11 protein-coding genes are annotated in these 8,886 nt (G+C 66.8%); 5 read left to right on the top strand and 6 right to left on the bottom strand.

The window, feature by feature from the left end; genetic code table 11:
* From WBV89_RS10440 to WBV89_RS10430, 3 genes are all read left to right on the top strand, one after another.
* Positions 1–480: YdeI/OmpD-associated family protein (locus tag WBV89_RS10440; protein ID WP_423981281.1), on the top strand; the 480-nt coding region annotated here is incomplete at its 5' end.
* Positions 481–573: 93 nt separating this feature from the next.
* Positions 574–1,605: a phosphotransferase family protein gene (locus WBV89_RS10435; protein ID WP_423981280.1), complete on the top strand. Its 1,032-nt coding sequence runs from the start codon at positions 574–576 to the stop codon at positions 1,603–1,605.
* Positions 1,602–2,066: a hypothetical protein gene (locus WBV89_RS10430; RefSeq protein WP_423981279.1), complete on the top strand. Its 465-nt coding sequence runs from the start codon at positions 1,602–1,604 to the stop codon at positions 2,064–2,066. The genes WBV89_RS10435 and WBV89_RS10430 overlap by 4 nt, the downstream gene beginning before the upstream one ends.
* A 181-nt stretch (positions 2,067–2,247) precedes the next feature.
* Here the strand turns inward: WBV89_RS10430 and WBV89_RS10425 are convergent, their stop codons facing one another.
* The 3 genes from WBV89_RS10425 to WBV89_RS10415 all read right to left on the bottom strand — a co-directional run bounded on the left by WBV89_RS10425 (position 2,248) and on the right by WBV89_RS10415 (position 4,746).
* Positions 2,248–2,946, bottom strand: a complete 699-nt coding sequence (locus tag WBV89_RS10425; RefSeq protein WP_423981278.1) for an LPXTG cell wall anchor domain-containing protein — start codon at positions 2,944–2,946, stop codon at positions 2,248–2,250.
* Positions 2,947–3,001: 55 nt separating this feature from the next.
* Positions 3,002–3,199, bottom strand: coding sequence for a hypothetical protein (locus tag WBV89_RS10420; protein WP_423981277.1), 198 nt, complete (start codon positions 3,197–3,199; stop codon positions 3,002–3,004).
* 62 nt (positions 3,200–3,261) lie between these two features.
* Positions 3,262–4,746: an acetyl-CoA acetyltransferase gene (locus WBV89_RS10415; protein ID WP_423981276.1), complete on the bottom strand. Its 1,485-nt coding sequence runs from the start codon at positions 4,744–4,746 to the stop codon at positions 3,262–3,264.
* Positions 4,747–4,839: 93 nt separating this feature from the next.
* Between WBV89_RS10415 and rpiB the strand changes: the two genes are divergently transcribed.
* Both rpiB and glyA read left to right on the top strand, forming a co-directional pair.
* A complete protein-coding gene (gene rpiB, locus WBV89_RS10410; RefSeq protein WP_423981275.1) occupies positions 4,840–5,286 on the top strand; it encodes a ribose 5-phosphate isomerase B in 447 nt (148 codons plus the stop codon).
* A gap of 62 nt (positions 5,287–5,348) precedes the next feature.
* Complete coding sequence (glyA, locus tag WBV89_RS10405) at positions 5,349–6,590, top strand: serine hydroxymethyltransferase (protein WP_423981274.1); 1,242 nt, start codon at positions 5,349–5,351, stop codon at positions 6,588–6,590.
* 63 nt (positions 6,591–6,653) lie between these two features.
* On the opposite strand, the gene WBV89_RS10400 is transcribed toward glyA, so the two are convergent.
* Genes WBV89_RS10400 through WBV89_RS10390 form a run of 3 tightly spaced genes read right to left on the bottom strand, consistent with a single transcriptional unit; the run spans position 6,654 to position 8,854 of the window.
* On the bottom strand, positions 6,654–7,388 hold the full coding sequence (locus WBV89_RS10400; RefSeq protein WP_423981273.1) for an MBL fold metallo-hydrolase: 735 nt from the start codon (positions 7,386–7,388) through the stop codon (positions 6,654–6,656).
* 30 nt (positions 7,389–7,418) lie between these two features.
* Positions 7,419–8,189, bottom strand: a complete 771-nt coding sequence (locus tag WBV89_RS10395) for a maleylpyruvate isomerase family mycothiol-dependent enzyme (RefSeq protein WP_423981272.1) — start codon at positions 8,187–8,189, stop codon at positions 7,419–7,421.
* Positions 8,186–8,854, bottom strand: a complete 669-nt coding sequence (locus WBV89_RS10390; RefSeq protein WP_423981271.1) for a TetR/AcrR family transcriptional regulator — start codon at positions 8,852–8,854, stop codon at positions 8,186–8,188. The genes WBV89_RS10395 and WBV89_RS10390 overlap by 4 nt, the downstream gene beginning before the upstream one ends.
* Between the last annotated feature and the right edge of the window lie 32 nt (positions 8,855–8,886).

The following is an 8,886-nucleotide window of genomic DNA, read 5'->3' as shown; positions in this document are numbered from 1 at the left end:
ACGATCAAGTGGGGCAAGCCCTGCTACTGCATCGACGACGACGAGAACGTCATCCTGATCCAGGAGTTCTCCGATCACCTGGCGCTGATGTTCTTCCAGGGGGTGTTGCTCGACGACCCGGCAGGGGTCCTCCACGCGCAAGGTCCGAACACGCACGGTCCGAAGCGCATGAAGTTCACCTCGGTCGACGACGTCGAGTCGCTCGCCGAAGTCATCGCGACCTACGTCGACGAAGCGGTCGATCACGCTCGGGCCGGCACGGAACTGCCGCCACGGCCCGAGGAAGAGCTCGCCACCGAGTTGCAGGAACGGTTGGCGGACAACAACGAACTCGCCGAGGCATTCAACGCGCTCACCCCCGGCCGCCAACGCGAGTACAACCTCCACATCTCCGACGCGAAGCAGGCTGCGACACGCAACCGTCGGATCGACAAAGTGGTCCCCCGGATCCTCGATGGCAAGGGTTTACGCGATCGATAGTCGTTGGCAGGTGGCACCCGCTCCGAGCCCGGGCTCGGAGCGACGGTGGGGTATGGTCGCCTGGCCGGAGGGTCCAGACCGCAAGGGGGCAAGATGACCGACACGAGCGAATCTCGAGCGCGGGTCGAGCAATTCTTCAAGAGTCGCAGTGACGATCCAGACAGCGTGCGCGTCGTCGACCTCGAGCTGATCACCGGCGGCTACAGCCGCCAGATGTCGCGGGTGTGGATCGAGGAGAGCGGCACCCGGCGCGGCTACATCGTCCGCCAGGATCCGCCACCCGGTCAGGCGATCATCGACACCGACCGGGCAACCGAGTGGGAAGTGCTGTCGGCGCTGCACACGAGCGGGAAGATCCCGATGCCCGCTCCGTTGTGGTTCGATCCGACCGGTGACGAGCTCGGCAGCCCGGCGATCGTGATCGAGATGTTCGACGGCGAGGCGCTGATCAGCGCCGGCCGCCGGGAGCCCGACCAGGTGCACACGCTGGCGCCGCGGTTGGCCGAGCTCGGCGGCGCGCTCGCGGCGTTCCCGGTGGACGAGGCGCCCGCGTGCCTCGAGGTTCCCGCGTCGTGGGACGACTACATCGACCAGCGCATCCAGTATTGGGTCGACGCCGAGAAGCAGCACGTCGATCGTGACCCGTTCATGCGCTTGATCGCTGCCTACCTGAGCAACAACCGCCCCCCGCCGGTTCCGCTCGGGCTGGTGCACGGTGACTTCCAGGTCGCCAACGTGATGCTCGGCCCCGACGGCGACGACGTGCTGGTCGACTGGGAACTGACCCGCATCGGCGATCCGCGCGAGGACCTCGGCTGGTGCATGATGGCCAACGTCACCCAGCCGCCCGACATCGTCGGCCCCAACGAGAAGGCGTTCTACGACCGCTACCGCGCAGTGAGCGGGCTGACCGAGGAGCAGGTCAACCCCGTGACGACGGACTGGTTCCTGCTGCTCGCGTCATCGACGGTGTTCGTGAGCGTCATCGAGCAGCTCGCTGTGCTCGATCGTGGAGAGGCGACCGGAATTCCGCTGGCCTACATGTCGCCCGCCGTCTCCGGGATGCACGACGTGTTCTACAACGCCCTGAAACGCCATCAGGCCGCGACCGGAGGTGGCACATGATCTCACGCCCGACCACTCAGCAACTGATCGAGGCGATCTGCATCGAGCTCGACGACAAGGTCGCGCCGGCCGTGACCGACCCGACCGTCCAGGTGCAACTGGAGATGGCGATCGCCGTGCTCAAGAACGTCGCCGTGCGCAGCGGGAACGAGCTGGCCTGGATGCAGGAGGAACGTGACGCGATCGAACAGACCGCGCGCGAACTCGTCGACGCGATGCCCGACGCCGCCCCGTTGCGCGAGGCACTGCAGGCGTACGAGGACGGGCTCACCAACAGCCTGCGCGTCGCCGATGCTCAGCAGGACTACGCCCGCGCGAGCGAGGTGCTGTCGTGCGCCATCGAGGCCGCCTACGGTTCGGGCGATCCGCAACACGTCGCCGCGGTCATGGAACTGATGGACCAGCGCCACGCCAACCAGCAGGCCGTCACCGGCCAGTTCATCGCCGCCGGCAGGACCTGAGACCCGCATTCGTGCTCGTGGACGAGTTGCTGGACGAGCTGTTGGAGATCGAACACGCGGGTCTCGGGTGCGTGAGGAATCGACCTGGAAGCTTGTGCACGACCAGCAGACCGAGTTGCCCGGACCGGGCGCCCTCGGCTGACGCGACGATGCGCTGACCTCGGTCGGGCCAGCCGCCGGGTCAGGCCCGTCGGCGCGAGATCGACACGGCGCCGGTGCCGAGGCCGAGCAGGACAACGGCGAGCACCGTGAGCCAGGTGTTGTCGACGCCGGTGGCGGGCAACTCCGTGGCGGGGGGCACCGTCGTGGTGGTCTGGCCGATGATCGTCGTGGTCGTCTCGATCACCGTGGTGGTCGTCTCGACGGTCAACGGGAGCGCTGCGATCTCGATCGTCAACTCAGCGGCGGCCACCGGCTCGATCGGGAGACGCTGGTCGGTCGATGTCTCGACGGCACTCGCGGTCACCGTGTATTCGAACGGGATCGCCACGCTGGGATCTGGTTCGGCGACGCCGATCACGCCCGTGATCGAGTATGTGCCAACGGTCGTCGGATCGGTGATCGTGCAGGAGTACGAGAGCCGATCGGCAGCCGTTGTGCAACCGTGCAGTCCTGGACCAGCCACCATCGTCTGCAGCGTGCCGGTCTCCTCGGTGCCCGAGAGCGTCACGGCGACCTCGATGACCTCGGTCGACCCGAACCCTGTGGTGACCTCGAAGCTGGCGTCGACATCAACGGTTCCGGCGGTATCGAGAGTCGTCGGGTTCACGGTGATCGTCGGGGTGAGGGCACCGACGACCTGCGCATCGACCGGTCCCACAGCGGCGAACGAGACGCCCGCGATCGCGGCGAGCGTGGCGGTGGCGACGATCCGTTTCATTGGCGGAACTCTAGTGAGGATTGCGGCGGTGGAGTTGCGCAGCCCCGCCAGTTCGTCATATCACGCCGGCGGAAGCACGTCGGACTGCGTCGACGCGACCTGGCCGAGCGTGACGAAGACACATCGGCGCCATCATGTCGATCATCACGGCCGCCGCCATGGTCAAGATCGTGCCGAGCGCACCGACGACGAGGACCATGTCGAGCGTGGTCCACTCCCGCTCCGTGATCTCGCCGCTGATCCACACGGCCATGGCCCATCCGGCCAGACATCGCCGGCACGCCGAGCACGATCCAGAGCAGTGCGGTCATCGCGTCAGATGTGCACGGAGCCGTCGGCGTCGAGTGTGACCTCGGCGCCCACCCACTCGCCGTCGCACATCGCAGCGGCGACCGCTGGGTCCGTCGACGTGCCCCACGCCCGTCGTCCGTCCGTGAGCAGACACGCAACGAATGCGGTTTCGGCCGCTCCGTCGCGGGAGAACATCACCGAGTACGCCTCGATGTCGGCGGGACCCACGGCGTCGGCACCCACCGCGAGCTCGCGCTTCGGGAGGGCGTCGATCTCGTCCTGCGGGTACTGGTACCGGAATCCGTCGTCCGGTGGGGTGGCCGAGTACACGCCGAACGCGTGCTTGGTCGCATAGCCGCCGTTGGCCCACACGAGACCTCGCGCGTCGGGCTTCTCTCGCAGCTCGGTCACCATCGTCGCGATCGCGTGCATCGGGTAGTTGTTCCACGGCCCGCCACAGAAGGGGAGCCCGCCGGTGCGCGACCACTGCCGTTCGGCGAGATCGATCCCGAGCGACTGCGCTCCGAGCTGGACCGCGGCGGGGAAGCAGGAATAGAGGTCGATGAACTCCACGTCGTCGATCGTCGTGCCGGCGAGTTCGAGCGCGCGTCGGCCCCCGAGCTCGATCGCAGGCGTCCGGGCGAACGTGTCGCGGTTCGAGACGAAGTTGTGCTCGTGGCAATCGGTTCCGGCGTGTGGGAAGACCCACTTGCTCTCGTCGATGCCGAGACGCCGAGCCGCTTCGACGGAACACATGATGAGGGCGGCACCCATGTCGACGTCGCTGTTCGAGTTCATCAGCTTCGGATAGGGGAACCCGATCATGCGGTTCGACGCGTCGACCGTGGTGATCTCCTCGGCTGACTTGGGCTCGCGGATCCAGGCGTTCGGATTGCCGGCTGCGACGTGGCTGAGGTCGGACCACAGACGTCCGAGATGTGCCTGGTGTTCGTCGACCGTACGCCCGGCTGCGGCGCGCAAGGCGGTTTCGAACATCGGGTAGATCTGGACCGGCATCACGATCCCGAGGTCGCGTTCGGCGGGGTGGTTCATGTCGAGTTCTTCGCCGAGGCGGACCGGGTGGTCGTCGTCGGCAGCCTTCGGCCAGGGGAGCTTCACGCCCTCCTTGCGGGCACGCATGTAGGTGCGGAACGCTTCGGCGCCGGCGAGAACCGCGACATCGATGTCGCCCGCTGCGATGTCGAGCGCCGTCCGGTTCACGAGTGACTGGGGGCTGTTGCCGCCGTTCGTCGTCTGTGCGAGCTCGGCTGCCTCGATGCCGAGTCGCTCAGCGAGGAAGCGTGGCGCGTTGCGATAGCGCCAGCCGATGATGCTCACCACCCGGACCGAGTCGGCGGCGGGCGGGCCGTCGAGACCGGCGTCGGCGCTGGCAGCGAGAGCGGCGCGCTCCATCAACGCGGCGGGTTCGAGGGCATCGTCGAGGGAGTCGGCGCGGTGGTTGTACTGGCCGACACCGACGATCACTGGGGTCCGGGGATCGAGCGTCACCGCGTGAGAATACGGACGTTCGACTCGAGGTGGCGATTCGCGTCGCAAACGCAATGCGCCGCGACAGGCCGCGGTCCGTACACTCGATCCGCGATGGCACGCATCGCAATCGGCTCCGATCATGCGGGGTTCGAGCTCAAAGCTCATCTCGTCACGTTCCTCACGGTCCTCGGCCACTCGGTCGACGACCAGGGCACCCACTCGACCGACTCGGTCGACTATCCGGAGATCTGTGCCGGCGTCGGCCGCACCGTCGTCGCCGGTGACGCCGACTTCGGAATCGTCCTCGGTGGCAGCGGCCAGGGCGAGCAGCTCGCCGCCAACAAGGTCCGAGGTGTGCGTGCCGCACTGTGCAACTGTCTCTACACCGCGCGGATGGCCCGCGAGCACAACGACGCGAACGTGCTCTCGATGGGTGGTCGCGTCGTCGGCATCGGTCTCGCCGAGGAGATCGTGTCCACCTTCGCGACCACCGAATTCGAAGGCGGCCGGCACCAGCGCCGCGTCGACCAGATCACCGCCCTCGAAGCCGACTTCTGAACCACCAGCCACGTATCAACTGGGGTCAGACCCCAGTTGATACACGAGACGAGGAAACCACGATGCCCTTCCCGAGTACGACCGACCCCGACACCGAAGTGCTGGATCTCATCCAGCGCGAGGTCGAGCGTCAGACCAGCGGACTGCAGCTCATCGCGAGCGAGAACTTCACGTCGCCCGCGGTGATGGCAGCGACCGGATCCGTGCTCACCAACAAGTACTCCGAGGGGTACCCCGGCAAGCGCTACTACGGCGGAAACGCGATCGTCGACTCGATCGAGCAGCTCGCGATCGATCGGGTGAAGGAACTGTTCGGTGCGGAGCACGCGAACGTGCAACCGCACTCGGGTGCCAACGCCAACATGTGCGTCTACCAGGCGTTGCTCGAGCCCGGTGACACCGTCCTCGGCCTCAGCCTCGATCATGGCGGCCACCTCACCCACGGCTCGCCGGTCAACGCCAGCGGCCTGCTCTACAACTTCGTCGCCTACGGAACCGGTGCCGAGGATCGCATCGACATGGACCAGGTCCACGACCTCGCGGTCGAGCACCGCCCGAAGCTGATCGTGGTGGGCACGACGTCGTACCCGCGCCGTCTCGACCCGGAACCGTTCAGGAAGATCGCCGACGAGGTCGGCGCTCTCCTGATGTTCGACATCGCACACCTCGCCGGACTCGTGGCGGGCGGGGCCCACCCGAACCCCGTTCCGTACGCCGACATCGTGACGTTCACGACGCACAAGACGCTCCGCGGCCCGCGCGGCGGCTGCATCCTGTCCACCGCCGAGCATGCGAAGGCGATCGACAAGGCCGTCTTCCCCGGTTGGCAGGGTGGTCCGCTCGAACACGTCATCGCCGGAAAGGCCGTGGCCTTCCGCGAGGCTGCCGACCCATCGTTCTCCGAGTACGCGCACCAGGTCGTCGCGAATGCTTCGGCACTCGCCGACGCTCTGGTCCAGGAGGGCTTCCGGCTCGTGTCGGGAGGGACCGACAACCATCTGATGGTGGTCGACCTGACACCGTTCGACGCCGAGCTCACCGGCAAGGTCGCCCAGGCCACGCTGGACGAAGCGGGAATCACGCTCAACAAGAACACGATCCCCGACGACCCGCGCAGCCCGTTCGTCACCAGTGGTGTGCGGATCGGGACCCCGTCGGTGACCACACAGGGGATGACCGAATCCCAGATGCCGATGATTGCCGACCTGATCGCCCGTGCGTTGCGCGAAGTCGGCAACGCCGACGCGCTCGCGGCGATCAAGTCCGAGGTCGCCGACCTCTGCGCCAAATTCCCCGCCTACTGACCCCCTACGTGATCCGCATCCGGCGAACGCGTGAGGTCTGTGCGCCCGCGGAGCGCAAACTCCTCACGCGAACGGCGGGGGGTTGAGGAGGCGTCGCTCGTAGTCGTCGGCCAGGCCCAGGAGCGCGCCCGTGCAGTCGCCCGTCACGCTGGACCCGTGCATCACGGCGAGCGTGGCTGGGTCGAGGTTCGCGAGTGATCGGATCGTCGGCGCGCTGGACGGAGTGATGCAACTGGAGCCGAAGACGTCCTCCGCCTCGGCTGCGCCGGCGAGCACGTCGTTCGAGGTGAGTGCCGGACCCTGACCGAGCTGAGTGAGGAGGTCTCCGCACAGCAGGGTCTTGGTCGTCTCCTCGAACAGGACGCGGGCTTCCCAGCCGTGAGGCACGTGGGGCGTGTCGATGTGTCGTACCCGATGCCGGCCCAGTTCGATGACCTGACCATCGGCCAGGGGGACGGGCGGTCGGTCGGCCAGGTCGTTGAGCGACACCATGCAGCCGAGGCCGCCGTGCGCGACCTCGGATCTGGGTGCTGCGGCGAGGAATTGGTTCATGGCGCCGCACTCGTCGGCCTCGACGTGGCCGAACGTGATCCAGCGGAGTGTCTCGACCGGGACGACCGTGGAGATGGCTTCGCTGACCGAGTCGAACAGCATCCGCTGACCGGTGTGGAAGAGCAACGGGTCGTCGTCGTCGATCAGGAACTGGTTGAAGGTGAAGCCCGTCGGGCCGACGTCGGGGACGAAGGTCGAGAGACGGTAGATCCCGTCAGCGATCTCGTCGATCTGTGTGTTCGTCATGGTAAGTGTCCTTTTCGCTGGTTCGGGTGTTCAGAGTGGAAGCGTGTGCCGGAGCACGCCGTCGGCGGTGGTCCGCTCAGCGAGTGTGCGGACGAAGTCGACGACGCTGAGGTGGATCTCGTCGCCGCCGGTGCCCTGTACGAAGCTGCCACCGGCGGGGCCGTCGAGGATGAGGCGGAACGGTTCGCCGTGGGTCGAGGCCCATTCCGCGACGATGTCGGCCAGGATGCGTCCGTCGTGATCGGCGTCGTGGTCGGGTTCGGTGGCGGTGGCATGGGCGATGTCGATCCGGTGCGCCCAGACGTCACGGGTGAACCCGATGTCGAACAGATAGGACAGCGGCTGGCGGCCGACGGGCTCGGGAAGGTTCAACAGCTTCAGCCCGGCGATCAACCTGGGCATCTTGGTGCGCGACTTCAGCGCTGCGGCCGAGGCCGTGGACCACTCGTCGATCAGTTGTGCCGTCGTCGATGCTTCGCGTTCGCGTACCTGGAGTTCGTTCATGCCGTCCCACCAGAACGGCGAACCGAGTTCGGTGCAGATCGGCTTGCCGCCGCGTTTCTGGCGGAGGAACTCGCGAGGTGAGGCCTGGCTCGCTGCGGAGCCCACCAGGTGGGCCGCCATCGCGCGGACGTCCCACAACGTGCACTCGGTCTGGGTGCTCCATTGATCTGGACTCAGCGCGGTCATCACGTCGCCGAACTTGCGATTCTCGACCGCGGTGATCCGCATTGCTTCGTCGTGGTCGATGCGGGCAATCGACGAGACGTCGATTCTCGCGGTCTGCTGATTTCCGGTCATTCCTTCGTCCTCCTGGTCTGGGTTGGTGTGGTGTTCGATGATGTCGGGCCAGAACGCCGGTCGATGTCGGCGAGCATCGCCTCGACGACGCGACGGGCCAGGACGACCCAGCGGTCGCCGCCGGGGTCGTTGGCGACCTGTTGGTGCGCCAATCCGGAGACGATCGCCGAGAACAAGTCGACCTCGGCGGGCCCGTCCACGCCTGCGGCGTCGAGCCGCTGTGTCATGGCCTCGAAGAACTGTCGAGCGGGCACCATCGCGGCGTCCGATGGCTCGAAGCCGGGGACCGTGCGCTGAAAGAGCAGTTGATGGCGAACGGTGTCCGCGCTCGAGAATCGCACGAGGTCTTCGACGGTCGCGACGAGTTCGTCCCGAGGATCGGCGAGCGGTTCGCGCGTCGAACACCAGGCGAGCAGCTGGCGTTGGCCGTCGGCGAACATCGAGTCGTAGAGATCGAGCTTCGATTCGAAGTAGGCGTACAGCGACGGTTGTCGGAGATCGACGCTGTCGGCGAGGTCGCGCAGCGAGAGACCGGCGAGGCCGTCGCGTCGCGCCAGCGTCCACGCTTCGTCGACGATCCGGGCGCGTTTGGCGTGTCGGCGGCGCGCTCGACGATCGGGAGACGGCGCAGGTTGACCCGTGCTGGACTGGTGACTATCACTCATAGTTTATCTATGAGTGATAGTCCTCCTGGTTC

It is taken from the genome of Ilumatobacter sp. (genome assembly GCF_049588435.1).
Lineage (GTDB): Bacteria > Actinomycetota > Acidimicrobiia > Acidimicrobiales > Ilumatobacteraceae > Ilumatobacter_A.
The sequence above is the reverse complement of the archived record's forward strand: the minus strand, read 5'-3'. Positions and strand labels throughout refer to the sequence as shown.

Bases quoted from the DNA above. Each gene is read 5' to 3' on its own strand.
- WBV89_RS10390 (WP_423981271.1), bottom strand. From the start codon at position 8,854: ATGAGTGATAGTCACCAGTCCAGCACGGGTCAACCTGCGCCGTCTCCC.
- WBV89_RS10430 (WP_423981279.1), top strand. From the start codon at position 1,602: ATGATCTCACGCCCGACCACTCAGCAACTGATCGAGGCGATCTGCATC.
- rpiB (WP_423981275.1), top strand. From the start codon at position 4,840: ATGGCACGCATCGCAATCGGCTCCGATCATGCGGGGTTCGAGCTCAAA.
- WBV89_RS10425 (WP_423981278.1), bottom strand. From the start codon at position 2,946: ATGAAACGGATCGTCGCCACCGCCACGCTCGCCGCGATCGCGGGCGTC.
- glyA (WP_423981274.1), top strand. From the start codon at position 5,349: ATGCCCTTCCCGAGTACGACCGACCCCGACACCGAAGTGCTGGATCTC.
- WBV89_RS10420 (WP_423981277.1), bottom strand. From the start codon at position 3,199: ATGGCCGTGTGGATCAGCGGCGAGATCACGGAGCGGGAGTGGACCACG.
- WBV89_RS10400 (WP_423981273.1), bottom strand. From the start codon at position 7,388: ATGACGAACACACAGATCGACGAGATCGCTGACGGGATCTACCGTCTC.
- WBV89_RS10395 (WP_423981272.1), bottom strand. From the start codon at position 8,189: ATGACCGGAAATCAGCAGACCGCGAGAATCGACGTCTCGTCGATTGCC.
- WBV89_RS10435 (WP_423981280.1), top strand. From the start codon at position 574: ATGACCGACACGAGCGAATCTCGAGCGCGGGTCGAGCAATTCTTCAAG.